Consider the following 24,619-nt stretch of genomic DNA (forward strand, 5'->3'; position numbering starts at 1 on the left):
TACCTGCGCATAGCTCAGTTTCCTTGACCCGCGACGAATTTCGTGATACTTTCGGCAATTGCCTGAGACAGACACCCAAAGTCGATACGGAGGTGACTCCCTTGGACGGCCTGATATTGGCCATTGTGGCGGGCTTGGCTGCACTTGTTTTTGCTGCGTTCCTGGCTATGCGCGTCCTTGCTGCGGACGAAGGAACCGATCGCATGAAGGAGATCGGCGCAGCCATCCAGGAGGGCGCGAATGCCTTCCTCAAGCGCGAGTATACGGTCCTGGCTGGATTCGTTGTCATTGTTTTCATCGTCCTGCTGGCGCTAGGACTCTATGGTGAGGGTCAGGACGAGAGGACGGCCTACGCCTACCTTGTGGGCGCCATAGCGTCCGCGGTGGCGGGCTTTGCGGGCATGCGCATCGCGGTGAAAGCCAACATGCGAACCGCTTCAGCGGCGCGCACCGGCCTGAATCGTGCCCTAAGAATTGCCTTCTCCAGCGGCGGCGTCATGGGCGTCACCGTAGTCGGCATCGGGCTCCTTGGCGCGGTGATCCTCTGGATCATCTTCGAGGACCCCAACGTTGTCGCAGGGTTCAGCTTTGGCGCATCCAGCATTGCGCTCTTCGCCCGCGTCGGTGGGGGCATCTACACCAAGGCCGCCGACGTGGGAGGCGACCTCGCGGGCAAGGTGGAGGCGGGCATCCCGGAGGACGACCCGCGCAACGCCGCCGTCATTGCCGACAACGTGGGCGACAACGTCGGCGACGTGGCCGGCATGGGGGCCGACCTCTTCGAGTCCTACGTCGGCTCGATCATCGCTAGCCTCGCGCTGGCAGCCACCGGGGCGGCGTTCCTCGGCGCGCCGGAGACGATTTCACGCGAGGCGCCCCTGAGCGTGCTCCCGTTCGCCATCGCCGCAGTCGGCATCGTGGCGTCCATCATCGGCACGTTCCTCGTGCGCACGGGCGAGACCACCAACATTGGAAGTCTCCTCTGGTCCCTGAGGCGGGGTATCTTTGCCGCCGCGATCCTGGCGCTCGCCGGTTCGTTCGGGGCCATTTACTGGGTGATAGAGTCTCAGGCCGGTCTGGGAATGGATAGCGTCTGGCAGCTCTGGGGCGCGGTAGCCGTCGGACTTGGGGCCGGGGTCATCATCGGCGTCAGCACTGAGTACTACACCAGCTATGAATACAAGCCGACCCGCGGCATCGCCGGACGCGCAGTAACCGGCCCCGCAACGGTTATCATCAGCGGTTTCGCTACGGGGATGCTCAGCACCGTCATCCCGATCCTCGTCATTGCTGCCGCCGTCATCGGCGCTCACGAGCTTGCGGGACTGTACGGCATCGCGATCGCGGCCGTCGGCATGCTCTCCACCCTCGGAATCACACTGGCCACTGACGCCTACGGGCCCGTGGCCGACAATGCAGGCGCGATTGCGGAGCAGGCCCACCTGGACCCGGAGGTCCGGGAGCGGACGGACGCCCTGGACTCCCTGGGCAACACTACGGCCGCCACGGGCAAGGGATTCGCCATCGGCTCGGCCGTCCTCACGGCCCTGGCGCTCATGGCAGCCTACGCCAATGTTGTCGGACTCGAGGCCATTGACCTGCTGGAGGTTTCCACGCTGGTGGGCCTCCTCATCGGCGCACTGATGCCATTCGTGTTCAGCGCGCTCACGATGGAAGCTGTGGGCCGCGCCGCGCAGGACATGGTCGAAGAGGTGCGGCGGCAGTTCAACGAGATCCCGGGGCTCCGGGAAGGGAAAGAGGGCGTGCGCGCGGAGTACGCACGCTGCGTGGACATCAGCACCAAGGGCGCGCTGCGCGAGATGATCGTACCGGGACTGCTCGCGGTCATCGTTCCGATTGCGGTTGGGATGACCCCATTCCTCGGCAAAGAGGCAGTGGGCGGTCTGCTCATCGGCGCCATCGCCGCCGGGTCGTTGCTCGCCATCACCATGGCGAACAGCGGCGGAGCCTGGGACAACGCCAAGAAGTACATCGAAGCAGGCGCCCTAGAGGGCAAGGGTGGCGAGCCGCACAAGGCCGCTGTGGTTGGCGACACCGTCGGCGACCCGTTCAAGGACACTTCCGGCCCGTCCCTGAACATCCTGTTGAAGCTGATGTCAATTGTGGCACTGGTGTTTGCGCCGCAATTCATCTAGGGGTGCATGAAAGGCCGCACCGCACTGGTCACGATATAAGAACTTTCTTAGAACTTGACAAGCACGTGCGGTGCGGCCAAGATATTGGGTGAAGCGTGGTCCGGCACGTATTGGCGGGCCATCCGGAGAACTGGGACGGACAGCGTTCCACAGTTAGCGGCGTGGTACACTGGGAGTGGACCCACTCCCTTTGATTACTCCCGCTGTAGATAACAAGGCAGGGCCATCATGGTCAAGTCGAAGTCAGCGCTTGCGCTGGCGGCCTTGGCGGTATTCATTGTAATGCTGCCCATGGGCTGCGATATCACCACAGCCGCCCCTCCCACGCCATTGCCGCCTACACCCACGGCCGTCGCACCGCTGCCCTCGCCGTCGCCGCTTCTCGTAGATGCGTCCACGCCCGTTGGCAACGGCTCGGCGAACGGCATCTTCCCTTCGCCGATTCCCTTCGCCGTCTCCCTCCGGCCCGCGAAGCCCGAGGGCTGGGCGTCTTCGCTCATCGTGTCCGGGCAGCCTGAGGCGACTGAGAGCGGGCCCATCGGCCCCGACGGGCAGATGTACGTCAGCTGGGCCGTGACCAACGGCGGGCCCGACGACGCGTCCGTGCCCTTCTCCGTCGACCTGCTGGTGGACGGCGTGCCCGTGGAGCGGTGGGCCTCCTTCGGGCTAACCTCGGGCGAAGTGCAGACCGTCCGCGATTGGGAGAATCTGCCGCTGCGCGCCCACCTGTCGCCGGGCAGCCACACGCTGGAGCTGGTGGTGGACTCGACCGGCTACCTGCAGCCGTTGGACATGCAGGGCAACAGCGTCTCCGTCACCTTTGAGTGGCCGGATCTGCCCAACGGCAACGGCGCCACCACGATCGCTCCGGAGCGGCTGCCCAACCTGACGCCCTACTTGCCCGAGGGCTGGCAGGACGCCGTCAGGCTGGAGGGCGTTCCCGCATCGATAAGCGCGGCGGTGAACGGCGCCGACCCGGCGCTGCAGATCGCCTACCGCAACGGCGGTCTCTCCAGCATCAGCCGGTTCTTCCTGGTGTACGTCTACCTGGACGGCGTGCTTGTCACCAAGTTCAACCAGCACGGCCTGATCGCCGATGAGGCCGTTGTCTCACCGCCGTGGCACGAACTGCTGAACACCATTCACGTGACGCCCGGCCGGCACACCCTGACCCTGGCGCTGGACCCGACGGGACTCGTCACCGAGGCCGACGAGACCGATAACGTGATCTCCGTGGACTTCACCTGGGCCGGGCCTGCCGTCGCGCAACCCGCGCCCGCGCAGACCGCCATTGCCGGGCAGCCGGCGGTCACCGGCTACACGCTCTCCGGGTGGTCCGGGTCCCTCGTGGTCAGCAGCTACCTCGGCGAGACCTCGCAGGCGAGCAACGCCTACCTGAACTCACAGGCCTACGCGAACTGGGCCGTGAGGAATGCGGGCGCGGCGGTCACCGACCCCTACACGATCGAGCTCCTCATCAGCGGCGAGGTGGTGCACACGTGGGAGCGCGAGGGCCTGGACGCCGGCGCCATCGACATCATCGTCGACGAGCCGATCCCGGCGGCGTTCGCGCCCGGTATCCACAGCGTCGAGCTGCGGATGCGCACATCGGACGGCGAGGAGACTCCCCTCGCCCGCAGGCCGACCAACTGGCGCACCGGCTTTGCGCCTCCGCGCGGGGGCGCCCCGCTGGACGACGCCGAACGCCGCAGCCGGCTGGCGGCCCTGGAGGGCATCCGGTCGTCCACCGCGCTTTTGAGCAGCTCAGATGAGATGCGCCAGGACGTCATCGACCTCGTGGACATGGTCTACCAGTCCATCTACAACCGCTCCCTGGAAGAGGAGGCGTTAGGCATCAGCATCATCACGGACGAGGAGTTCACCGCGTGGGTGGACGCCGAGTGCAATGACGTCGCGCCGAACCTTTCGGGCAGCGCCCGCGACATCTACCTGCAGCGGTGCGCGATGGCCAAGGGATTCGCCGGCTACTACTCGGACTGGCGCGGCGCGGCGCGCATCGTCGTCCGCAGCAACAGGACGCCCATGGACGTGGTGAGCATCATCGCGCATGAACTCGGCCACTTCCTGCAGGCGCAGGCCAACACTTCGCTGAACGACCAGCCGGACATCAACGTCGTGGCCCTGCGGGAGGCGCAGGCATACGCGCACCAGGCGGTCTTCTTCCGGACGCTGGAGTCCCTGGCGGGCCTGGACCTGCTGCTCTACCCGCGCCTCAGCGGCTACGAGAACTTCGTGCAGATGCGCGTGGGCAACCTGCGGTCCAGCGCCGAGACCAGCGAGCACGCTCGCGGCCAACTGGTGCTGTGGCTCGCAATCCTGTCCGACCCTGAACTGCGCCGGCAGCGGACGGTGCTGCTGAACAACCTCGCCATACCGGCGGACACGGCACGGGAGGTCTTCGACTACCTGGTGGACTTCTCGCCGGGAGAGGCGCGGCTCTACGTGACGCGGATCCTGGGGAACGCGAGCGCGCAAATCGGCGCCATCGAGTCGCTGGTCTCGGCCCGGCTGATCACCGGCCTGCCCTACTGGAACGAGGGCTCGCCAGAGCTCCGCGACATCGGGCTGCTGCTGCCGTAGCGCGCCGAGGCTGCTCGCCCGGCTGCCAGCCAACCATGTTGAGGATGACACTGGCGGCGGTCGCCGCCTTGCTACCCCACCATATTCAGAATAACTCCGGCGGCGATTGCCGAGCCCAGTACGCCCGCCACGTTCGGCCCCATCGCGTGCATGACCAGGTAGTTGTTGGGGTTGGCCTCCAGCGCCACGCGATGCACCACGCGAGCCGACATCGGCACGGCGGAGACGCCGGCGGCCCCGAGCAGCGGGTTGACCTTTCGCCCTGACGCCAAGTACATGATCTTGCCGAAGACCACGCCGCCCGCCGTCGCCAGCGAGAAGGCCACCAGCCCCAGGCCGAACACCTTCAACGTATCGACGTCCAGGAAGGCGTCGGCCACCATCGTCCCGCCCACGGTGAGGCCGAGCAGGATGGTCACGATGTTGATGAGCTCGTTCTGCGCCGTGGAGGAGAGGCGCTCGACAACGCCGCTCTCGCGCAGCAGGTTGCCGAACATGAACATGCCGATGAGCGGGATGGAGCCCGGCGCGAAGAGGACCGCCAGCAGCAGCACGGTCAGCGGGAAAAGCAGCTTGAGCAGCTTCGGGACGGGGCGGGGCTCGTAGGGCATCTCGACCATGCGCTCGGACCTGGACGTGAGCGCGCGCATGATGGGAGGCTGGATGATGGGGACCATCGCCATGTAGGAGTAGGCCGAGATGGCGATTGGACCGAGCAGCGCCTCGTCGGCGAGGCGAATGGAAACGAAGATTGCCGTCGGGCCGTCCGCGCCGCCGATGATGCCGATGGCCCCCGCGTTCTCCAGCGTGAACCCGAGCGCAATGGCCCCCAGCAGCGTTCCGAAAATGCCTATCTGCGCCGCCGCGCCCAGCAGCGCCATCCAGGGCCGCTGGATGAGCGGCGTGAAGTCCGTGAGCGCGCCGAGGCCCAGGAACATCAGCAGCGGGAAGAGCTCTGTGCTCAGGCCGTAACGCTTGAGCAGCACCAGGAGGCCCTCGTCCTCGCCGAGGCCGCCAAAGGGGACGTTCGCCAGCATGATGCCCACGCCGATGGGGATGAGCAGCAGCGGCTCAAAGCCCTTATGGATCGCCAGGAAAATGAATCCCAGCGCAATCAGGACCATCACGCCGTTCTTCCAGAGGCTCACAACCTCGCTGAAGAACTGGCTGTCGAAGGGAATTTCGCCGGTTAGCACTGTGTTCCTTCAGGTGGAGATGGGGTCAGTCCCGGGCATTCCGAGGGCGCACACGGTTGCCCTGCGATGACATGAACGCCTGCCGCCCCTGCACGCGCCATGCGCCGGCGGCCTCCGCCGTTTCTCGCCGCGGCGTTGAGGCTTGGCCCGAGCCGAAACTGCGCCGCACGAATTGCACCGCCGCCGCCATCGCCGCGACCATCGCGGGGGCGACGGGGCGGTCGTCCGCGGGGGCGCTTGCTTCGCCGGCATCGGCAACGACGGGCGCGGGCGCCGCGCTGTCCGATACGGGCTCCGCTTCACCTCGCATGAGCGCCTTGCCGAGGAGCGCCGTCACAATGGCCAGCGACACCAGCGCGGCAAACACCACACCGACACCCGTGCCCGCGATCTCAAACCCTTTCTGCAGCTCGTCCATGGGACTCCTTTGCACTGGCGGCCATGACATTGTAGCCGGGCGCATTGTCCAATGCCATTGCAGCATCGCGCTTTTGGCCCTGTTATGCGTGCCTTTCCGGCTCACCTTGCCCTTGCGACAGGTTGCCGCCCCTGCTAGGGTACTTAGACCTTTTCCAGCGGGAGTGTTATGGCCCAAAAGAGCGTTTCCCTGTTCGTGACGTGCCTTGTGGACCAGTTCTACCCAGAGGTCGGAGAGGCGACGGTCCGGCTCCTCCGTCACCTCAACGTCGAGGTCGATTTCCCTGCCGACCAGACGTGCTGCGGGCAGGTCGCGCTGAACGGCGGCTACCGCTCGCACGCGACAGCCGTCGCCAAGCGCTTCATCGAGGTCTTCCGCAACAGCGAGACGATCGTCGCGCCGTCAGGGTCCTGCGTCGCAACCATCCACACTCACTACGCCGACCTGCTGCGCGGCTACCCGGAGCTTGCTGCCGAGGTCGCGTCGTTGCAGGCGCGGACCTACGAACTCTCGCAGTACCTGGTGGACGTGCTTGGCGTGGAGGACGTGGGGGCACACCTGCCGTCGCCGACGCGGGTCACGTACCACGACTGCTGCCACGCGCTGCGGGACCTCGGCGTGGGCGCCCAGCCGCGCAAGCTGCTGTCGGCAGTCGACGGCGCCGAGCTTGCCGAGATGAAGGACTCGGCATCGTGTTGCGGCTTCGGGGGCACGTTTGCGGTGAAGTTTGCGGACATCTCGTCGGCGATACTGCGCGAGAAGCTGCGAAACGTCGAGGTGACAGGCGCTAGCGTGCTCACAGCCGTCGACTCGAGCTGCCTGATGCACATGGGCGGCGCGCTGCGGCGGCAGGGCTCGCGGACGCGGGCGGTGCACCTCGCGGAGCTGCTGTGCGAGGGCATCGAGGGGGAGCGGGCATGACGGACGTGCTCTCGGAACATTTCAAGGAGCAGGCTGCCGAGGCCCTCGGCAACGCGACGATCCAGGAGTCGCTGGACCGGCTGGTGAACTTCCGGCAGGGGCGCGTAGACGCCATCGCGGAGTATGGGCAGGAGCGGTGGGACGCTCTCAGCCAGAGCGCACGCGAGATCAAGCGGGAGACGCTCGAGCACCTCGACTACTACCTTGACGAACTCTCGCGCAACGTCGAACGGGCGGGCGGCCACGTCTTCTTCGCGAGGGACGCGGCGGAGGCCAACGAGTACGTCGCCAAGGTGGCGGCGGACAACGGCGTCAAGACCGTCATCAAAAGCAAGTCGATGGTGTCCGAGGAGATGGGCATCGCGGACGTGCTGGAGGCGATGGGCATCGAGCCGGTGGAGACGGACCTGGGCGAGTACATTATTCAGCTAGCGCGCGAAGCGCCCTACCACATCATCGCGCCCGCGCTGCACAAGTCGAAGGAGGAGGTGTCCGAGCTCTTCGAGCGCATTTTGGGCACGCCCGCCGAGAGCGACATAACGGCGCTGGCGGGCGTCGCGCGAAAGGTGCTGCGGGAGAAGTTCCTGGAAGCGGACATGGGCATGACGGGCGCCAACTTCGGGGTGGCGGAGACGGGCACCATCGTCATGGTCACCAACGAGGGCAACGGGCGCATGTGCTCGTCGCTGCCGCGTGTACACGTGGCGACTATGGGGATGGAGCGCGTCATCCCGCGCCTCCGCGACGTCGCGACGTACCTGCCGCTCCTGACGCGTTCGGCGACGGGGCAGCGGATCTCGAGCTACGTCTCCTTCGTCACGGGCCCGCGTCGCAGCGGCGAGGAGGACGGGCCGCAGGAGTTCCACCTGGTCATTCTCGACAATGGGCGCTCTCGGATGCTGGCCGACCCGGAGCTGCGCGAGGCGCTGTACTGCATCCGGTGCGGCGCGTGCCTGAACGCCTGCCCGGTGTACGGCAAGGTGGGCGGCCACGCCTACGGCTGGGTGTACCCGGGGCCGATTGGCGCGGTGGTAACGCCGTCGCTGGTGGGCGTGCCAAAGGCGAAGGACCTGCCCTTTGCGTCGACGCTGTGCGGCGCGTGCCGCGACGTGTGCCCGCTGAAGATCGACATCCCTCGGATGCTGCTCAAGCTGCGCAGCGACGCCGTCGAGGGTCCGCCGGAAACGCGGGTGCCCCGAAGTGTGGAGTCGTTGATGATGCGTGCATGGCGGAAGACGGTGGCCGGGCCGCGTCTGTTCACACTGGCGGGGAAGGTCACGTCCGCAGCGCAGTGGCCGCTCTCGCGACAGGGTGTGCTGCGATGGCTTCCGCCGCCGCTCTCGGGCTGGACGCGCACGCGGGACTTCCCCCGCGCCGCCATGCGGCCATTCCGCGCTCGCTGGCGCAAGGATGGGGGCAGCCGTGGCGGATAGGGAACAGTTCCTCGCGGGAATCCGCGCCGCGCTGGCCTCGGGGCCGAGCAGCGCCGCGCCGCCGAGCGCAGCACCGCCGACGGCCGCGTCGTCAACGCCGTCACGCGATGAACTGCTCGCGCAGCTCGAACGGAGCGCGGGGCTGCAGAGCTGGCATTTCGTACGAGCGGCCAATGCGGATGAAGCAACCGCCCGTGTCGTCGAGATCGCGAAGGGGCACGGCGCGGGAACGGTCGTGCGGACGGCCCACGACGTGCTAGAACGGATGTCGCTCGACGACGCGCTCAGTGGCGCGGGCATGGAGAGTGTCGTGCTGGCGGAGGGCCCCGGCGGGCTCGACGCTGCGCAGCGGCAGGCTACGGCGGCCGCGGCGGCGGTTGGCGTCACGGGCGTGGACGCCGTCATCGCGGAGACGGCCTCTGTGGCGCTTGTGCCGCGCAAGGGGATGAGCCGGCAGGCGTCGCTACTGCCGCCGGTGCATGTGGCCGTCGCGACGGCGGACCAGGTCGTCGGGACGCTGGACGACGTGCTGGCGATGCGCCTTGCCGAGCTCGCGGCGGCGGAGGAGACCACCTGGTACATGAACCTCGTCAGCGGGCCCAGCCGCACCGCGGACATCGAGCAGACACTGGTGGTGGGGGTGCACGGGCCGGGGGTGGTGTATCTGGTGATCATCGAGGAGTAGCGCCGCGGTCCAGCGCCCTTCGACAGGCTCAGGACGAACGGAGGCGGCTGCGACGCCGCATCGCACGCAGCCCTCGCAACGTCGCCCGCGCCAGGCGCTCGCTTGGGTGCGCTATCGCGTCTTCAAGGGAGACTGCGCCCGTCGCCATGCCCGTCAGCGCCGTGAACCCCTCGGCGTAGAGCTTGCGCCAGCCGGGGCCGAGGCTTCCGCCGACGCCGAGCACGGGAATGCCGCGTGCCACCGCGCGGTTCGCGACGACAGCGGGGGCCTTGTGGTAGGCGGTCTGCCAGTCGAGACGGCCCTCGCCGGTGACCACGAGCGCCGCCCCTTCCAGCCGCGCGTCGAGGCCGACGGCCTCGGCGACGATGTCGGCGCCCCAGGCGAGGCGCGCGCCGAGGAAGGCCACCAACCCCGCGCCCATGCCGCCGGCCGCGCCGCCGCCCGCAATGCCGGACACGTCCACGCCAAGGTCCCGTCGCGCGATGTCCGCCACGCGCCCCAGCGCGCGGTCCAGCGTCGCGAGGTCCTCGGGAGAAGCGCCCTTCTGCGGGCCGAAGGTGGCCGCCGCGCCTGCGGGGCCGCACAGGACGTTGGTCACGTCCGTGGCGACGATCAGCTCCGTGTCCCGGAGCCGCGCGTCCAGCCCAGAGGCGTCGATGGCGGCGAGGTCAAGCAAGCCTGCGCCGCCGGGGGCGATGGGCTCGCCGCCCGCGCGCAGGAGGCGGACGCCCATCGACGTTGCGAGGCCGGCGCCGCCGTCGTTGGTGGCGCTGCCGCCGATGCCGAGGATGATGCGCCGGTAGCCGACGTCCAGCGCGGCGCGGATTACGGAGCCGACGCCGTAGGTGGTCGCGTGGAGCGGATCTCGGACGTTGGGGGGAAGCAGGGCGAGGCCGCACGCCTGCGCGGTCTCGACGACGGCGGTGTCGCCGCCGCCGAGGGCGCCCCAGCGGGCGGTGACCGGCTCGCCGAGGGGCCCGGTGGTGTCCACGGCGTGGTACGCGCCGCCGGTGGCCTCCACGAGGGCGTCGAGGGTGCCGTCGCCGCCGTCGGCCATGGGGCAGCGTACGATGCCGGCGGTGGGGTACGCGGCGCGGGCGGCCTCGGCCATGGCGTCGGCGGCTTGCCCGGCGGACAGGGTGCCCTTGAACGCCTGCGGGGCGATGACGATCTTCATAGGGACAGGGTAGCGGTCGGCGGGCCGGTGGGCCAGTTCCCGCTGCCGCGGGACGGGCGGTTCGCGAACCGCCCCTACGCCTGGAGGTGGGCGGGGAGGGTTTGCCGGGGTTCCTGCCTTCGCAGGAACGACGAGGGGGCCTAGAGCGCAGTAGAGCGGCGGGGGTAGCGCCAACGCTCGGCGCGCATGATGGACTCAAGGGCCTCCGCCGTGTCGTCGATGCGGCCGTTCTCGTTCACGACGACGTAGTCGAACATGGGCACGCGCTCCATCTCGTGCCGGGCGGTCTCCAGCCTGCGTTCCAGGTCGACGGTCAGCTCGCTCTCGCGGGCGCGCAGGCGGCGCTCCAGCTCCTCCAGGGACGGCGGCGCGAGGAAGACGAACACGCCATCAGGGTCCAGCCGCTTGATGGTCTGCGCGCCCTGGACGTCGATCTTGATGATGACGTCCATCCCGCTGGCCAACGCATCGCTCACCTGGTCCCTGGGGACGCCGTAGCGATGGCCATAGACCTCGGCGCTTTCCAGAAAGCCGCCCTCGGCAAGCTTCTGCTCGAAGGCATCGCGGTCGAGGAAGATATAGTCGACGCCGTCGGTCTCCGTGGGCCGCCGGGGACGCGTGGTTGCCGTCACGACAAAATGCACCGGGTACTTCCGCTCGCGGAGGCGCAGGAGGACGGCGTCCTTGCCGACGCCAGAGGGGCCGGACACGACCATCATCAGGGGATGAGGCGCGAGCGCCACGGGGAGCGTTGCGTCATTGGGCGAGGTCACGCGTCACCGCCCGGGCGCGGCGTGGGGCGTTGGATCCGGGGGCAGGCCGGCGGGGCTGTCGCCACGATCATGCCGTTCACTCCCGCATTGCCGCCGAGTGGCAGCCTAGTCCCGCCTGTAGATCGTCGGGTCCTCTTTTTCCTGGCCCATGTCACGGAACCGCCTGGCCACCGTGTCTCCCAGCAGCATGCCCATGAACTGGTCGGAGGCCTTGAGGCCCTCGGTGGGGGAGTCCTCTTCGCCCTCGCGGCCGAGCATCCACCGAGCGCGGGCCTCCCACGCCTCGACGAGCGCCCGCTCCAGCGCGGCCTGATCGTCCTTGACCATGCCGCGCAGCCGGTGCAGGTCCTTGATGAGCTCGTCGATCCAGTACACGATGGCGTCGCGGTTGGTCACGGCGATATCGCGGTGCATGACGGGGTCGCCGGACGCCAAGCGGGAGATGTCGCGGAAACCGCTCGACGCCAGCTTGCCCATCTCGCGCCAGCCGGCGCTCCTAGTCGCCGTGTTGACCAGCGAGACGGAGAGCATGAAGGGCAGGTGGCTCACGGCGGCGACGTAGCTGTCGTGCTCCGCGGGGTCGACGAAGTAGGGCTTGGCGCCGATGGCCTGCACCAGCGAGACGATGACCTGCACCGACTCCGCAGTGGCGCTGCGGGCCGGGCAGATGGCGTAGACGGCGCCGTTGATCAAGGCGGCCTCGGCCTCCTTGGGGCCGGAGGTCTCCTTGCCCGCCATCGGGTGGCCGCCGACGAAGCTCACGCCGTCCGGAAGCAACTCCTCCGCCCATGAGACCACGTCAGCCTTGGTGCTGCCGGTGTCTGTGACGATTGCGCCCGGGGAGAGGAACTCGGCGATGAACTCGAAGAGGTCGCGCATGGCGAGGACGGGGATAGCGACGATGACGATGCTCGCGTCGCGCACGGCATCGGGGATCGTGCGCGCCTCCCGGTCGATGGCGCCCATTTTCCGGGCCGTCGAGGTGTAGGACGGCTCCAGGTCGATGCCGACGACCTCGAAGTCCTTGTTCTGCGTCTGCCGGATGGCGAGGCCCATGGACGTGCCGATGAGCCCCAGTCCGATGATGGCGATCTTGTCCATGAAGGCTCCCATTCTCCCGGCGCTCGATTCGTGCACCTATTATACGCGGGTATTTGGTTCTTGCGGCAAGGCGTGCTACAGGACGATGCCCTGAAGGAAGCGGATGGGCGGGCCGATGATCCATGCGAGGATGCCCACGCCAAACATGATGTCCAGCATGATGACGACGAGTAGAATGCCCGGGCCGTAGGGTTCCAGCCGGAGGAGAGGTATCGCGAGGGCGCGGGGGAGCAGGCCCGCCGCAACCTTGGAGCCGTCCAGCGGGGCCAGCGGAATCAGGTTGAACACGCCGAGGATGAGGTTCAGGAAGAGCCACATGGCGAAGAACTGCCCGATGACCATCGACACCGGCGCCCCCGACTCCAGCGGCGTGAAGACGACGTTGTACGGCCACTCCACGATGCCCAGCTTGAACAGCAGCCCAATCAGGAAGGCCAGCACGAAGTTGGACAGGGGGCCGGCGAAGGCGACCAGCATCATGGCTTTGAGCGCGTTCGCTCCGAAGGCGTGGCCGTTCACCGGCACCGGCTTGCCCCAGCCGCAACCGGCCAGCAAGAACATGATGCTGCCCGCGGGGTCCAGGTGCGCCTTTGGGTTCAGTGACAACCGCCCGAGCCGCCGCGCGGTGTCGTCGCCGAGGGAGCTGGCGGTCAGGGCGTGGCTGAACTCGTGGAAGGTGACGCTGGCGACCACCGCCAGGAGGAGCATGGCGGTGAAGATGAAGAAGGCCGCCGGGTCCTCGCCCAGGATGCCGATGTTACGGAAGATCATCGGGGTCGTCCGGGTCGAAGTCGTCGTCATCGTCGTGCTGCGGGTGGGAGCGGCTATTGATGCGCGGCAGCACCGCAGAGGGGCCCTCGCTGCGGGACTTGCGGCGCGGCAGCCCGCGGATCGCCTCCGAGAGCGCCTTCAAGGCGTCGGCGTTGGTGGTCTCAAGGTCCGCGACGACGCCCTCGACGCCAATCTCGCGGAGGCATTCGAGCTCCCACGCGGTCAGCGCGCCATGGACAGGCAGCAGGAACGGACGGCCTATCTCGCAGCGGGCCGTCGCCAGGTGCATGAGCACCTCCAGCGTCAACGGAGACGCGACGGCGTCGGCATAGACGACGGCGTCGACGGGCATGACCTCCAGCGAGTGCGCGTGCTCCTCCTTCAGGTCGACCGGAATCACCAAAAGCTTGCCGACGTCCTCGTTGCGCAGCGCATCCAGCGAGGACGTGAGGCCGGTCAGGGAGACGAAGTCGGCGCCAGCGTCCACGAGGGCGCTCACGTCGTCAGCGGCGAGGGCGTTGACCTGCGCGCCCCAGGGCACGCCGGGCAGCGACTGCATGGCCTGCGACGCGGCGGCCGCATCTGCGCCGTCGCCGCGGAAGATGACGCCGTCGAGCGCGATACCGTCCGCGTTGGCGACGGCTCGCGGCTCGGCGGTGGCCGCGAGGAGGAGCATGGTGGGCATCGGCTGCCGCCGGGCGGCCGCGCCAAAGCCCATGGGCGCGGGCGCATCCTTGCCCAGACGTTCAATACGTTGAATCAGCTTGCTCATATTGCCTCACAGGTGGAGTGCCCGTCGGCGGTGCGCGGGTTTTCGGTTCGCCGAGAGGCTACACGTATGGTAGCACACCGAGATTGGGCGCGGGCATGGCGCAGGGGGGCAAGCGCCTGATGGCAAGGCATCAGTGCCTGGTCTCACGGTGGCTCACCGCCCAAAGCTCAGCCGCGCGGCCAGCGAGTCCGGGAGGCCGGCGGCCGCCATCTTCACCTGCGTCCGCTCGATGTCGTAGGGCACGCGGTGGTGGGTGATTGTGCGGGCTGCGGTGTCATAGACGGCGTAGGCGGCGCGAGGGTCACCGTCGCGGGGCTGGCCGACGCTGCCGGGGTTGATTATCAAGCGAGCGCCGTCGAGGGCGACTGACATGCCGGGCTGGAGCGGCGTGACGACGCCGGACTCGTCGCAAGCGAAAGGGAGATGCGAGTGGCCGAGCAGGCACAGGGGAGTGTCGAAGAGGCTGAAGCACTCGCCGGTGACCTCCGGGGGCATAAGCCAGGGCAGGAAGTACTCCCACACCGGCTCGCGCGGCGTGCCGTGCACCAGCGTGGCCTCGGCCTCCTCGTGGCGGAGCAGGTTCGAGCGAAGGTAGTCCTGCTCGCCGGGCGTGAGCCGGTGGCGCGTCCACAGCGCAGCGGCGCGGGCCGCGGGGTTGAACGTCTCGACGGAAAGCTCGCCGATGGCGGCCAGATCGTGGTTGCCGGCGACCGCGGCGTGGGGGTAGGAACGCAGCAACGCGAGGCACTCGCCGGGGTCCGGCCCGTACCCGACGACGTCGCCCAGGCAGAGGACGCGCACGAAACCGCCGGACGCCTCCGCGTGTGCGATGACCGCGTTGAGGGCCTCCAGGTTGCTGTGCACATCGGCCACCACAAGGCAGCGCATGTTCCTCACCTTGGCCGTAGCTGGCGGCTCAAGTATAATTCGGTTCATGCTGGTACGGGAACTTGGGGAGTTCGGCCTCATAGCGCGCCTGTCCCGGCGCGTGTCCGCCTCGACCGCCGGCGCATCCCAACGCAAGGAGCCGCCGCTCCACGTGCGCGTCGGCATCGGCGACGACGCTGCCGTGTGGGACACTGCGGGCGCGGCTGAGGCGCTGACCACCGACACCATCGTCGACGGGACGCACTTCACGCTCGCCACGACGGGCTGGGACGATCTCGGCTGGAAGGCGCTGGCCACGAACCTGAGCGACATCGCCGCGATGGGCGCCAGGCCGGGCGCGGCGGTCGTGACCCTCGGCCTGCCGCCGGACACCCGGGTGGAGGACATCGACGCGCTGTACGACGGCCTGCTGGAGGCCGCGGCAGAGTTCGGCGCGAGCGTGGCCGGGGGCGATGTCGTTGCCTCGCCGACGCTGTTCATCACTGTCGCCCTGACGGGCACGCTGCAACATGAGCCGATGCTGCGCTCGGCGGCGCGGCCGGGCGACCTGATTGCCGTGACGGGCTCGCTGGGCGCGTCGGCGGCGGGGCTCGCCGTGCTGCAAGGGGCATCGACTGCCGGGAGAGCCGACGCCAAGCCGTTGCTCGACGCACACCGCCGCCCGTGGCCGCGCGTCGCCGAGGGCGCGGCGCTCGCCGAGGCGGGCGTCCTGAGTGCGATGGACATAACGGACGGGCTCGTGGACGACCTGGGCAAGCTGTGCGCGGCCGCCGGATGCGCCGCCCGGCTCGACGCGGCATGCGTCCCGGTGCACGCCGCCGCGCTCGCCGCGTTCCCGGACGAGGCGATGACGATGGCGCTGAACGGCGGCGAGGACTACGAGCTGCTCTTCACCGCGCCGCCGCGGCTGATGGCGTCGATTGGGAGCGGGCCAGCCTGCGGCGTTCACGTTGTTGGTGAGATAATCTCAGGGACATCCGGAGAAGTTGTCGTGGTAGATGATAAGGGCAATGCGATGGCGCCTCCTCGCAAGGGATGGGACCACTTCGGATGAGCGTCAGGCTGCACATAGCGAGCGGGAGCGCGGAGGAGACGCTGCACATCGGCGCGGAGCTGGGGCGGCGGCTGCAGCCCGGCGACGCCCTGCTGCTGACCGGCGACCTCGGCGCGGGCAAGACGACGCTGACGCAGGGCATCGCCCTGGGCCTCGACGTGCCGGAACGGCCGCGCAGCCCGACGTTCGTGATGGCGACCGAGTACGAGGGGCGGCTGCCGCTCTACCACCTCGACCTCTACCGCGTGGAAGACCTCGGCGAGCTGGGCGAACTGGGCCTGGACGAGTACCTGATCAGCGACGGCGTCACGGTGGTCGAGTGGGCCGACCGCGCGCCCCACGCCTTCCCCGCGCACAGTCTCTGGGTCGACCTGCAGGCATCAGGCGAGGACGGCAGGGACATTACCGTCTCGTGCGCCGAGCCGCGCAACCCGGCAGTCGCCGAGTGGCTGGAGCAGACGTCCGCCGCGAGGAGCGTCTAGCGTGGAGCTTTGCATCGACACCGCCACGCGCTACGCGGGCGTTGCCCTCTCCGTGGACGGCGTCGTCATCGCCGAGACCTCGTGGCACAGCCGCAACAACCACACGGCGGAGCTCGCGCCCACCGTCCTGAAGCTGCTGAAGGATGCGGGCGCCGACGCCAAGCAGATCACCGGCATCGCGGCAATCATCGGGCCGGGCGGGTTCAGCGCGCTGCGCGTCGGCCTCGGCTTCGCAAAGGGGATGGCTGAATCGCTGGACATCCCCATCGCGCCGGTGAGCGCGCTGGAGGTCGAGGCCGCACGGCACTTCAAGGCCGAGCCAGGGCCGCTGCTGCCTCTGCTGGAGGTCGGGCGCGACCGCGTGGCGTGGTGCGTGTACCAGCACGACGGCGACGGCTGGCGGCGCACGACGGAGGAGCGGGTCACAACGGTCGCAGAAATGGTCGAGGCCGCGCTGCCGGACGCCGTCTACTGCGGCGAGGGTGCATGGCACACGGCCGATCGCCTGCGGGAGCTCGCGCCGGACGAGCGGGTCATCGCGCTGGAACCGCCGACGCGGTCGCCGGCCGTGCTGGCGGCGCTGGGGCACGCGGCGCTGGCATCCGGCGGCGCGCCGGACCGGCAGACGCTGGAGCCCAACTACCTGCGCCCGCCAAGCATCACCATGCCGTCCGGGCGGACAAATATACAATAGGCTGAGAACAACAAGCACCAGGAGGAACGACTTGGCAGACATCCAGACAACCCTTGTGCTCATCAAGCCGGACGGGCTTCAGCGCGGGCTGGCGGGGGAGATCATCAGCAGGCTGGAACGCCGCGGGCTGCAACTGGTGGGCATGAAGCTCATGCGCGTGGACGAGGCGCTGGCCCATCTGCACTACGAGGCCCATGTGGAACGGCCCTTCTTCCCGGGACTCGTGCAGTTCATCACGTCAAGCCCGATCATCGCGATGGCGGTGCGCGGGCCGGACAGCGTCGAGCTCGTGCGGCAGACGGTAGGCGCGACGAACCCCGCGGCAGCGGCGCCAGGCACAATCCGCGGCGACCTCGGCATCGACATCGGGCGCAACCTCATCCACGGGTCGGACTCGCCGGAAGCGGCGGTGCGCGAGGTCGCGCTCTTCTTCGCGCCGGAGGAGGTCGTCGACTGGGAGCGCAACGTCGAGGGGTGGATCGTCGAGTAGGGGCGATTCGCGAATCGCCTTACTGCACGTGCACGAGGGGCACGGCCTCGCGCCAGAGCTGCTCGAGGCGGTAGTACTCACGCTCCTGGGGCGAGAAGACGTGGATGAGGACGTCGCCGTAGTCCAGCAGCACCCAGCCGGACTGCACGGTGCCCTCGCGGTGGTTTACCGGGATGCCCTCGCCCTTGAGCGCGAACGTGATGTCCTCGATGAGGGCGTTGATCTGCCGTGTGTTATCGGCGCTCAGCAGCACGAAGTAGTCAGCGAAGTCCGCGATCTCGCGGATGTCCAGCAACACGATGTTCGACGCCTGCTTGTCGCTGGCAATTTCCACTGCGCGCTGTGCAATGTGTAGCGGTCCTGCGTTAGCCATCACAGGCATTATAGTACGCTTCACCAGTACGTCCAGTGGAACCGGCGGCATCGCTCACAGAGAAGATTGGAAGCGGGGGCAAGGGAACATCCGGGGCCCGCGTTTCGTTCTTTCAAGTAAGGCTGCGTATCTGCGGCAAAACCGGTTGCAAGGTGCGCATAGCAGGGGTTGACACGCCTTACACGCGCCCCTACTATAGGGTGCGGTATTCTGAATGGGTTGCTGTGAATGCAGCAAGGCCCCAAACACCTCGTAAAACGAAAGGGGATCTCATGGAACGGTATTCACCCAGGCGCATCAGTGGGATTGCTATCATCGCAGTACTTATGCTGGCCCTTCTGATCGCCGCTTGCGAAGGTCCCGCCGGCCCGCAAGGCATACAAGGTCCCCAGGGTGAGCCAGGTCTTCCCGGTCTCCCGGGCAACCCCGGTCTTCCGGGCGTCCAGGGCGTCCAGGGCGAGCCCGGTCTCCCCGGCAACCCCGGTCTCCCCGGCGTCCAGGGCCCACAGGGTGAGCAGGGCCCGCCCGGCCCGTCCGTCGCTGCCTCGATTGCAGTTCCGGTGAACTCGTTTGAGGACGGTATGGAGCACTCTCTGACCGTCATGGGCTCCGGGTTCTCGGCCGGCGACGTGATCTTCGGTGAGATCGCCATCGGTGGCGAGGACACGGTGGCCGTCGTTGGCGCAACCGCCAACGGGTCCGGCGCGTTCATGAGCACGTCCGGCCTCGACCTCGAATCGCTGGCGACCCTCACGCCGGGTGTCTACACCCTCCACGTCCGCGACACCAGCGGCAACAACGCCACCTACCCCATCGTGGTGACGAAGCCCAAGGAATAGAAGAACAAGGTCAACCAAGAGGCCCCCGGGAAGATTTCCCGGGGGCCTCTTTTGTTTGCGCGGAAGGCGGCGCATCCCGGCAACCACTCCGCCGCCCCTTTGCGCCTGCCAGGGCGTTCTGTTAGGGTAGCGCCACTATCCTCCCGTCAAGGAGTCAAACATGGCAAGCAACCGATCATCGACATGGCAGCCGAGCAGCCGCATCGTGGGCATGGCCCTCATCCTCTCGATGCTGGCGGCTCTCGTCATGGCGGCGTGCGGGCCTGAGGGGGCCCAGGGCGCACAGGGGCCGCAGGGCCCACCCGGCGAGCCGGGCCTTGCCGGCCTCCCCGGCAACCCCGGTGACGCAGGCGTGCAGGGGCCAGCCGGAGATCCCGGCCAGCCGGGCAACCCCGGCTTCGCCGGCCTCCAGGGCCCGCGGGGACCCGTCGGCCCCAGCACCGTCGCGAGCGTCGTGATCTCGCTGGACGGCGGCCCTATCGTTGTGGGGGCTGAGAACAGCTTCACGGTCATCGGCGCGGGCTTTGCCAAGGGCGACGCCATCTACGGCGAGCTGTTCACTGGGGATGAACCCCTCTCCATGGTCGGCGGCACGGTTACGGAATCGGGCGCATTCTCGGCCATGGCAAGCATAGACCTCAGGCGTCTCACGGCGCTGGGGCCGGGCGTGTACACGCTCTTCGTCCGCGACAACAGCGGCAACAACGCGACCGCTCCCCTGGCGATCACGGCGGCGAAGTAGCCCGTTTGCAGCGGGCTGGACGTAGAGGCCCCGGTGCGCACGATTGTGCCAGGGCCTCTTGTTTGTACGACGGCAAAGGCGACAACCGGAAACCCTCGATTTTTGCCTGTAGCTACCCAAGCGAAGGCAGCTATTCCAGGATGGCTACTATGTTGCTGCGAAGCCAGGTGCGGGCAGTAAAGAAGGCCGAAGGCCATGTTTGATCTTCAGCGAGTTGGCGTAATCGCGTGGACCATGCTGTTGATGGCAACGCTTACTCTGGCAGCGTGCGGCGCGCAGGGTCCGCAGGGACCATCGGGCGAGCCGGGCGAGCCCGGAGTCCCCGGCCTTCCAGGACTCCCAGGCAATCCCGGCGATCCCGGCATTCAAGGCGAACCCGGTTTACCAGGTAACTCCGGGCTCCCGGGTTTGCAGGGCCCACCTGGGCCTGCTGGGACTGAGGGGCCAAGCACGGCAGCGAGCATTGTAGTTGATCGCGGGAATTGGAATCGCGATGGGTTCCATTTCCGTGTCACTGGAGCTGGATTTGAGCCGGGGGACGCAATCTACGGCGAACTACTGAGCGAAGACGGGGCCACTGGAGTACTGGGGTTGACGGCAAACGGAAACAGCGCCTTCACTACAGTTGTCAGCCTAAGCCTGTCAGTAGCTGAGTTACTCTCGCCTGGCGTCTACACGCTCTTTGTGCGGGACACCAACGGCAACAACGCCACTGCACCACTATGGGTTGACTGGCCATACTGCTGGTGGCCTGATTACGATCCGGATTCTCTAATAGTCTGTTAGGTATGACGCAATCTGAGGCTCAAAACCCTGGTTGATCTGAGGAAGCAGACCGCCCGCAGAAAAGCAGTTCGGAGGCGCTAATTCAGCACCCCTACTGGCGCTGCACCCGCACTCGCGTGATGCGGCGGCCGGAGGTGCTGAGGACCTCTACGCGGAGGCCGCCGGCGACGACCTGGTCGCCCTGGCTGGGGATCTTGCCGAGCTTGTTGTAGACGAGCCCGCCCATAGTGTCGAAGCCGTCGCCCTCCAGGTCTACGGAGAAGTGCTCCTTCAGGAAGCTCAGGTTCACCCGCGCGTCCAGCACCACCTCATCGTTGCTGATGACCTCGACCTCCTGCTCCTCCTGGTTGAACTCGTCGACGATGTCGCCGACGATTTCCTCCAGGATGTCCTCCAGCGTGACGAGGCCGACGGTGCCGCCGTACTCGTCCACGACGACGGCCATGTGGCCGCGGCGCCGCTGGAACTCCACCAGCAGCTCGTCGACGCGCTTCCCCTCCGGCACAAAGAGGGCGGGCCGCAGGTAGTCCCGGAGCGCCGCGCCGTTGGGGGTCTCGGCGTACCGCAGCAGGTCACGGGCGTGCAGGATGCCCTGGACGTGGTCAATGCCGTTGTCGTGGGCCGGGATGCGGCTGTGGCCCGCCTCCCGCATCAGCGCAAGCGCCTCCGTGATGGGCGCCTTGACGTCGATGGCCACCAGGTCGGGCCGCGGCACCATGATGTCGCGTACGGCCGTTTCCTCAAGGCTCAGGATCGCGTGGATCATCGCCATTTCGCGCTCGTCGGGAGGGTTCACCTCCTTGCGCAGCGGGATGAAGACCCGGTCAAAGCGTGCCGCCAGCTCGGACGTGATCTGCGGCAGTGTCTCGGGGCGGCCGACGATCGACTGCAGCAGCCGGTAGAGGGGGACGGTGACCGGCCCACAGACGACCGCCACGACGACGCCGACGGGCGCACCGGCCAACGCCATGCGCTGCCAGCGGCCCCTGAGCACGGGGTAGAAGGCCAGCGGGAGCAGCAGCGCGATGCCGAGCCCGCCCAGCAGCGAGAGCACAAAGAGCCACGTGTTTGGGTCCCGGGCCAGCAGGTACGCCGTCAGAGCCACAATGCCGATGCCGTGGAGCGCCACACAGACCATCAAGAGCGTAAATGCAGTCTCCATCGGCTTCCGCATCAGGGCCTGCAATGCGCTCCGCGACAGGCCGGTGTGCTCACCGTTTGCCGCGCCGTTGCGGGACTCCACCCGCGTCAGCGCATGCCGGTACAGGATCACCGCCGCGGAGAGCGGCAGGGTGACCAGCCAGATGACCAGGGGGATGAGGACGTTGTTTTCCAACAAGGGCTACCTTTCTTGTTCGGTCGAATCGCCGCCGCCGGCGTCGATGGGTCTTGCGGGGACGCCGACAACGGTCTCGCCGTCAGCAACGTCGCGGGTGACGACGGCGCCCGCGCCTGTCCGCGCGCCCTTGCCGACGCGCACCGGAGCCACGAGCACCGTGTCCGAGCCGACGAAGGCGTCCGCCTCGATTTCCGTGCGGCGCTTGCCGGCGCCGTCGTAGTTGGCGGTGACGGCGCCGGCGCCGATGTTCGCGCCGTCGCCGACGGTGGCGTCGCCGATGTAGCTGAAATGGCCCGCCTTGACGCCGCGGCCGAGGGAGCTGTCCTTGATCTCGACGAAGTTGCCCACATGCGCCCCCGTGCCGACGTGCGCGCCGGGCCGCAGGTGGGAGAACGGGCCAACGTCCGCGCCTGTCTCCAGCGTCGCCTCCTCCAGCATCGACGCGACCACCGTGCAGCCGTCGCCAATGACGGAGTCTCGGATGACGGCGTTCGGTCCAATGACGCACCGCTCGCCAATGCGGGTGCAGCCGCGCAGGTGCGTGTTGGGGTGCACGACCGTGTCACGCCCAAGCGTCACGCCGATGTCTATGTATGTGGCGGAAGGATCGACGAGCGTCACGCCTTCCAGCATCCAGCGCTCGCGGATGCGCTCCTGCAGGGAAGTCTCGGCGAGCGCGAGGTCATCGCGCGTGTTCACGCCGATGACGTCGCGCGGGTCGTCTGCTGCGACGGCGTGGACGATCTCGCCCCTAGCGCGGAAGAGGGTTGCCAGGGCCGTCAGGTACAGCTCGCCGTTGGGCGCAGGCGAGGGCAGGGAGAGCGCGTCCCAGAGGCCCTGGGTGCGGAGCGCGTACAGGCCGCCGTTGACCTCGTTCACCGCGCGCTGCTCCGGCGTGGCGTCGCGCTCCTCGACGATGGCCTCCACGCAGCCGTCGTCCCCTCGCAGGATGCGGCCGAGGCCGGGCTGCAGGGGATTTTCGACAGTCAGCAGGGTCATACTCGCGCCCGTCGCCTCGTGGGCGGCCATCAACCGCTCGATGACGCCGGGGGGAATGAGGGGGGTGTCGCCGTTCATGACGAGGACGTGCCCGGTGGACTTATCGACGCTGCCCTCAGCCGCAAGGAGAGCGCTGCCCGTACCGGTGGGGGATTCCTGCACGGCAAACCGCGCTCGGCCCGCCAGATGCGCCGGCAGCGCGCCGGCGTCCCGCGGCACGACGACGACGGGGGCATCATGACCGGCGGCGGCGAGCGCGGAGAAAACGTGGTCGATGATGGGCAGACCGCCGACGGGATGGAGGGGCTTGGGAAGGGCAGAACGCATCCGGGCGCCGGTTCCCGCGGCCAGAACGACTGCTTGCCAGGCGCTCACAGGTCTGCCGTCCACCGCCGATGTTTCGGCGCCGGCTAAGAAGGGCTCTTCCTTGAAAGGACTACTAAAGGGTTGGCCTCCATGGGCATGCTGTTGCGCACATATGCTAGGGAAATACTGTTCCCATTGTCAAGGAGCACGGGTGGGCCATGAGGCCCACCTGCTGGGTATAATGGCAGCGAAACGCAAGGATGGAGGAAGACATGGAAATCTCCGAATTCACTGGCGACGGCATGCGCGTCATCAAGACGAAGACCGCCCCCGGCGAGTCGTGCGGCTATGCGTACCGCCGACGCCGCATCGACGTCACTGTTCCCGCCGAGACGGACCCCATTCCCATCGATCGCAACCAACTGCTCTACGTTCTCGCCACGCCGCTGCAGGACGGCGAGCTGGTCAGCAACCGCACAGACGCCAGGATGATTGACCTCGCCGAGCTGTCGCCCTGCGCCGAGGGTTAACGCGGGATCTGCGTTACGCCGGAGGAGCCTCGTCCTCCGCGTAGACAACGTCCAGCAACACCTCGTCGAAGGCCGCCAAAACCTCGCCCGCCACGAGTCCAACGTAAGCGCGCAGCCGTGCCGTGCTGAGCGACAGCGTGCCGTCGGAGCGCTCCACGATGTCGGCGGGCGCGAGATCGAGGTCGGGGAACTGCAGCTCCATCAGACGCATCACCCGCGACTCCGCGATCCACTCGACGTTGGTCTGCAGCAATTGGTCAAACTCAAGCCTGGTCAGGGATTTTGGCATAGGGGGTCCTCTCGAAAATCAAGTAAGCGGGAACACTCGCACTGTACGCGGACGCGAATCTCGGTGCAAGAGTGCGCAGAGCGTGTGCAACGGGAGTTTACGGCGAGCCGATTAACATCGGGCCGATTGCCAGCGGGCGGTGTGCTGGCTACCCTAGAAGGTGCAGGCCGCGCGGAGAGATGGCAGAGCGGACGAATGCGCCGCACTCGAAATGCGGTATGGGGCAACCCATCGTGGGTTCGAATCCCACTCTCTCCACCAGACTTGATAAAATCAAGAACTTTTCAGATCAGGTTCGCGCTGGCGCTGTAGTCCTGTCCTTTACCTTCGCCCCTCTGGTGTGTCGAACGCGCCGATAGGGCGAGGGCAGATGCACAAGGCTGAGACCCCTGCCGTAGTGGTGGGGGTCTCCACTTTGTCGGGTGGTCGCTGTCGTCCCACGGCAAACAAACGCGGGCGCACTCCCATCACGGCACGCAGCACCGTGTCGAAGTCCAGGCTCTCGTTGATGCGGAGGCTGGCCGCACTCAGGCGCGACAGGCGCTCCCGCAGCGCCTCTATCTCCCGGTCCCGCCGGTCTGCACTCACCGAATCTCACCTCCTGGGTTGGGAGTAACGGAGCCGTTTCCGGCCCGGATGCACTGGGAGTTCTTCACAGAATTATATACCATTTTCCACAAAAGAAGGGTTGAAAACCACGTAGAGGCGATAGGTGGTTGAGTATAGTTTTTGCTGGGTCTGTGCGTTCCCGGTTCGAAGGGAGACACGGGCCGCCGCCGACCTTGATCGGAGAGCCGGGAGCAA

25 protein-coding genes and 1 tRNA gene are annotated in these 24,619 nt (G+C 67.6%); 13 read left to right on the top strand and 13 right to left on the bottom strand.

The genetic code is table 11. From position 1 onward, the window contains the following. Positions 1 to 101 precede the first annotated feature (101 nt). Positions 102 to 2,156 (top strand): sodium-translocating pyrophosphatase, encoded by a 2,055-nt coding sequence (locus OXC99_02205; protein MCY4623810.1) that lies wholly within the window; start codon positions 102 to 104, stop codon positions 2,154 to 2,156. A gap of 228 nt (positions 2,157 to 2,384) precedes the next feature. Next, positions 2,385 to 4,757, top strand: coding sequence for a hypothetical protein (locus OXC99_02210; GenBank protein MCY4623811.1), 2,373 nt, complete (start codon positions 2,385 to 2,387; stop codon positions 4,755 to 4,757). A 71-nt stretch (positions 4,758 to 4,828) separates the two neighbouring features. Here OXC99_02210 and OXC99_02215 read toward each other — a convergent pair whose 3' ends face one another. Together OXC99_02215 and OXC99_02220 are read right to left on the bottom strand one after the other, a co-directional pair. Beyond that, positions 4,829 to 5,881: a sodium ion-translocating decarboxylase subunit beta gene (locus OXC99_02215; protein ID MCY4623812.1), complete on the bottom strand. Its 1,053-nt coding sequence runs from the start codon at positions 5,879 to 5,881 to the stop codon at positions 4,829 to 4,831. A gap of 97 nt (positions 5,882 to 5,978) precedes the next feature. Continuing rightward, on the bottom strand, positions 5,979 to 6,371 hold the full coding sequence (locus tag OXC99_02220) for an OadG family transporter subunit (GenBank protein ID MCY4623813.1): 393 nt from the start codon (positions 6,369 to 6,371) through the stop codon (positions 5,979 to 5,981). A gap of 168 nt (positions 6,372 to 6,539) precedes the next feature. Here OXC99_02220 and OXC99_02225 point away from each other — a divergent pair, with 168 nt between their 5' ends. The 3 genes from OXC99_02225 to OXC99_02235 are packed head-to-tail and all read left to right on the top strand — an operon-like array spanning position 6,540 to position 9,410. Continuing rightward, complete coding sequence (locus tag OXC99_02225; protein ID MCY4623814.1) at positions 6,540 to 7,292, top strand: (Fe-S)-binding protein; 753 nt, start codon at positions 6,540 to 6,542, stop codon at positions 7,290 to 7,292. After that, complete coding sequence (locus tag OXC99_02230; protein MCY4623815.1) at positions 7,289 to 8,725, top strand: LutB/LldF family L-lactate oxidation iron-sulfur protein; 1,437 nt, start codon at positions 7,289 to 7,291, stop codon at positions 8,723 to 8,725. Before OXC99_02225 ends, OXC99_02230 begins: the two co-directional genes overlap by 4 nt. Beyond that, positions 8,715 to 9,410, top strand: a complete 696-nt coding sequence (locus tag OXC99_02235; GenBank protein MCY4623816.1) for an LUD domain-containing protein — start codon at positions 8,715 to 8,717, stop codon at positions 9,408 to 9,410. The genes OXC99_02230 and OXC99_02235 overlap by 11 nt, the downstream gene beginning before the upstream one ends. Positions 9,411 to 9,438: 28 nt before the next feature. Here the strand turns inward: OXC99_02235 and OXC99_02240 are convergent, their stop codons facing one another. From OXC99_02240 to OXC99_02265, 6 genes are all read right to left on the bottom strand, one after another. Next, positions 9,439 to 10,587 (bottom strand): glycerate kinase, encoded by a 1,149-nt coding sequence (locus OXC99_02240; GenBank protein ID MCY4623817.1) that lies wholly within the window; start codon positions 10,585 to 10,587, stop codon positions 9,439 to 9,441. Between the two features lie 140 nt (positions 10,588 to 10,727). Next, positions 10,728 to 11,360: a guanylate kinase gene (locus OXC99_02245; GenBank protein MCY4623818.1), complete on the bottom strand. Its 633-nt coding sequence runs from the start codon at positions 11,358 to 11,360 to the stop codon at positions 10,728 to 10,730. Positions 11,361 to 11,465: 105 nt separating this feature from the next. After that, entirely contained in the window at positions 11,466 to 12,461 is a 996-nt protein-coding gene (locus tag OXC99_02250; protein ID MCY4623819.1) for a prephenate dehydrogenase/arogenate dehydrogenase family protein, read from the bottom strand. 75 nt (positions 12,462 to 12,536) lie between these two features. Continuing rightward, entirely contained in the window at positions 12,537 to 13,232 is a 696-nt protein-coding gene (locus OXC99_02255; protein MCY4623820.1) for a site-2 protease family protein, read from the bottom strand. Then, a complete protein-coding gene (locus OXC99_02260) occupies positions 13,219 to 14,004 on the bottom strand; it encodes a hypothetical protein (protein MCY4623821.1) in 786 nt (261 codons plus the stop codon). The genes OXC99_02255 and OXC99_02260 overlap by 14 nt, the downstream gene beginning before the upstream one ends. Positions 14,005 to 14,157: 153 nt before the next feature. After that, positions 14,158 to 14,940 (bottom strand): metallophosphoesterase family protein, encoded by a 783-nt coding sequence (locus tag OXC99_02265; GenBank protein MCY4623822.1) that lies wholly within the window; start codon positions 14,938 to 14,940, stop codon positions 14,158 to 14,160. Between OXC99_02265 and thiL the strand changes: the two genes are divergently transcribed. From thiL to ndk, 4 genes are read left to right on the top strand one after another with little or no spacing between them, the layout of a single operon-like run. Further along, a complete protein-coding gene (gene thiL / locus OXC99_02270) occupies positions 14,939 to 15,946 on the top strand; it encodes a thiamine-phosphate kinase (GenBank protein ID MCY4623823.1) in 1,008 nt (335 codons plus the stop codon). The two genes, OXC99_02265 and thiL, sit on opposite strands and share 2 nt — an antisense overlap. After that, the gene (gene tsaE, locus OXC99_02275; GenBank protein ID MCY4623824.1) at positions 15,943 to 16,428 is read left to right on the top strand and encodes a tRNA (adenosine(37)-N6)-threonylcarbamoyltransferase complex ATPase subunit type 1 TsaE; all 486 of its coding nucleotides are present in this window, start codon (positions 15,943 to 15,945) and stop codon (positions 16,426 to 16,428) included. The genes thiL and tsaE overlap by 4 nt, the downstream gene beginning before the upstream one ends. Position 16,429: 1 nt before the next feature. Continuing rightward, complete coding sequence (tsaB, locus tag OXC99_02280) at positions 16,430 to 17,122, top strand: tRNA (adenosine(37)-N6)-threonylcarbamoyltransferase complex dimerization subunit type 1 TsaB (GenBank protein ID MCY4623825.1); 693 nt, start codon at positions 16,430 to 16,432, stop codon at positions 17,120 to 17,122. Between the two features lie 40 nt (positions 17,123 to 17,162). Further along, positions 17,163 to 17,612: a nucleoside-diphosphate kinase gene (gene ndk / locus OXC99_02285; GenBank protein MCY4623826.1), complete on the top strand. Its 450-nt coding sequence runs from the start codon at positions 17,163 to 17,165 to the stop codon at positions 17,610 to 17,612. A gap of 19 nt (positions 17,613 to 17,631) precedes the next feature. Here the strand turns inward: ndk and rsfS are convergent, their stop codons facing one another. Next, complete coding sequence (gene rsfS / locus OXC99_02290) at positions 17,632 to 17,985, bottom strand: ribosome silencing factor (GenBank protein MCY4623827.1); 354 nt, start codon at positions 17,983 to 17,985, stop codon at positions 17,632 to 17,634. A gap of 581 nt (positions 17,986 to 18,566) precedes the next feature. On the opposite strand from rsfS, the gene OXC99_02295 reads away from it, so the two are divergent. Further along, a complete protein-coding gene (locus OXC99_02295; protein MCY4623828.1) occupies positions 18,567 to 18,824 on the top strand; it encodes a hypothetical protein in 258 nt (85 codons plus the stop codon). 160 nt (positions 18,825 to 18,984) lie between these two features. Beyond that, complete coding sequence (locus OXC99_02300) at positions 18,985 to 19,566, top strand: hypothetical protein (GenBank protein ID MCY4623829.1); 582 nt, start codon at positions 18,985 to 18,987, stop codon at positions 19,564 to 19,566. A gap of 877 nt (positions 19,567 to 20,443) precedes the next feature. Here OXC99_02300 and OXC99_02305 read toward each other — a convergent pair. Further along, a complete protein-coding gene (locus tag OXC99_02305) occupies positions 20,444 to 21,688 on the bottom strand; it encodes a hemolysin family protein (protein MCY4623830.1) in 1,245 nt (414 codons plus the stop codon). A gap of 6 nt (positions 21,689 to 21,694) precedes the next feature. Beyond that, positions 21,695 to 23,080 carry a bifunctional UDP-N-acetylglucosamine diphosphorylase/glucosamine-1-phosphate N-acetyltransferase GlmU gene (glmU, locus tag OXC99_02310; GenBank protein ID MCY4623831.1) on the bottom strand — a complete coding sequence of 462 codons (1,386 nt, stop codon included), beginning with the start codon at positions 23,078 to 23,080 and terminating at the stop codon, positions 21,695 to 21,697. Between the two features lie 188 nt (positions 23,081 to 23,268). On the opposite strand from glmU, the gene OXC99_02315 reads away from it, so the two are divergent. Further along, positions 23,269 to 23,526 carry a hypothetical protein gene (locus tag OXC99_02315; GenBank protein ID MCY4623832.1) on the top strand — a complete coding sequence of 86 codons (258 nt, stop codon included), beginning with the start codon at positions 23,269 to 23,271 and terminating at the stop codon, positions 23,524 to 23,526. 13 nt (positions 23,527 to 23,539) lie between these two features. Here the strand turns inward: OXC99_02315 and OXC99_02320 are convergent, their stop codons facing one another. Next, positions 23,540 to 23,815, bottom strand: coding sequence for a hypothetical protein (locus OXC99_02320; GenBank protein MCY4623833.1), 276 nt, complete (start codon positions 23,813 to 23,815; stop codon positions 23,540 to 23,542). 173 nt (positions 23,816 to 23,988) lie between these two features. Between OXC99_02320 and OXC99_02325 the strand changes: the two genes are divergently transcribed. Continuing rightward, positions 23,989 to 24,076: transfer RNA gene (locus tag OXC99_02325), tRNA-Ser, on the top strand. A 60-nt stretch (positions 24,077 to 24,136) separates the two neighbouring features. Here OXC99_02325 and OXC99_02330 read toward each other — a convergent pair. Continuing rightward, positions 24,137 to 24,403, bottom strand: coding sequence for a hypothetical protein (locus tag OXC99_02330; GenBank protein ID MCY4623834.1), 267 nt, complete (start codon positions 24,401 to 24,403; stop codon positions 24,137 to 24,139). Positions 24,404 to 24,619 lie beyond the last annotated feature (216 nt).

This window comes from Chloroflexota bacterium, from assembly GCA_026713825.1.
Taxonomy (GTDB): Bacteria; Chloroflexota; Dehalococcoidia; order Lucifugimonadales; family UBA1127; genus UBA1127.

Bases quoted from the DNA above. Each gene is read 5' to 3' on its own strand.
- OXC99_02210 (MCY4623811.1), top strand. From the start codon at position 2,385: ATGGTCAAGTCGAAGTCAGCGCTTGCGCTGGCGGCCTTGGCGGTATTC.
- OXC99_02215 (MCY4623812.1), bottom strand. From the start codon at position 5,881: ATGGTCCTGATTGCGCTGGGATTCATTTTCCTGGCGATCCATAAGGGC.
- OXC99_02220 (MCY4623813.1), bottom strand. From the start codon at position 6,371: ATGGACGAGCTGCAGAAAGGGTTTGAGATCGCGGGCACGGGTGTCGGT.
- OXC99_02225 (MCY4623814.1), top strand. From the start codon at position 6,540: ATGGCCCAAAAGAGCGTTTCCCTGTTCGTGACGTGCCTTGTGGACCAG.
- OXC99_02230 (MCY4623815.1), top strand. From the start codon at position 7,289: ATGACGGACGTGCTCTCGGAACATTTCAAGGAGCAGGCTGCCGAGGCC.
- OXC99_02240 (MCY4623817.1), bottom strand. From the start codon at position 10,587: ATGAAGATCGTCATCGCCCCGCAGGCGTTCAAGGGCACCCTGTCCGCC.
- OXC99_02250 (MCY4623819.1), bottom strand. From the start codon at position 12,461: ATGGACAAGATCGCCATCATCGGACTGGGGCTCATCGGCACGTCCATG.
- OXC99_02255 (MCY4623820.1), bottom strand. From the start codon at position 13,232: ATGATCTTCCGTAACATCGGCATCCTGGGCGAGGACCCGGCGGCCTTC.
- OXC99_02260 (MCY4623821.1), bottom strand. From the start codon at position 14,004: ATGAGCAAGCTGATTCAACGTATTGAACGTCTGGGCAAGGATGCGCCC.
- thiL (MCY4623823.1), top strand. From the start codon at position 14,939: ATGCTGGTACGGGAACTTGGGGAGTTCGGCCTCATAGCGCGCCTGTCC.
- OXC99_02265 (MCY4623822.1), bottom strand. From the start codon at position 14,940: ATGAACCGAATTATACTTGAGCCGCCAGCTACGGCCAAGGTGAGGAAC.
- tsaE (MCY4623824.1), top strand. From the start codon at position 15,943: ATGAGCGTCAGGCTGCACATAGCGAGCGGGAGCGCGGAGGAGACGCTG.
- rsfS (MCY4623827.1), bottom strand. From the start codon at position 17,985: ATGGCTAACGCAGGACCGCTACACATTGCACAGCGCGCAGTGGAAATT.
- OXC99_02295 (MCY4623828.1), top strand. From the start codon at position 18,567: ATGGAGCACTCTCTGACCGTCATGGGCTCCGGGTTCTCGGCCGGCGAC.
- OXC99_02300 (MCY4623829.1), top strand. From the start codon at position 18,985: ATGGCAAGCAACCGATCATCGACATGGCAGCCGAGCAGCCGCATCGTG.
- OXC99_02315 (MCY4623832.1), top strand. From the start codon at position 23,269: ATGGAAATCTCCGAATTCACTGGCGACGGCATGCGCGTCATCAAGACG.
- OXC99_02320 (MCY4623833.1), bottom strand. From the start codon at position 23,815: ATGCCAAAATCCCTGACCAGGCTTGAGTTTGACCAATTGCTGCAGACC.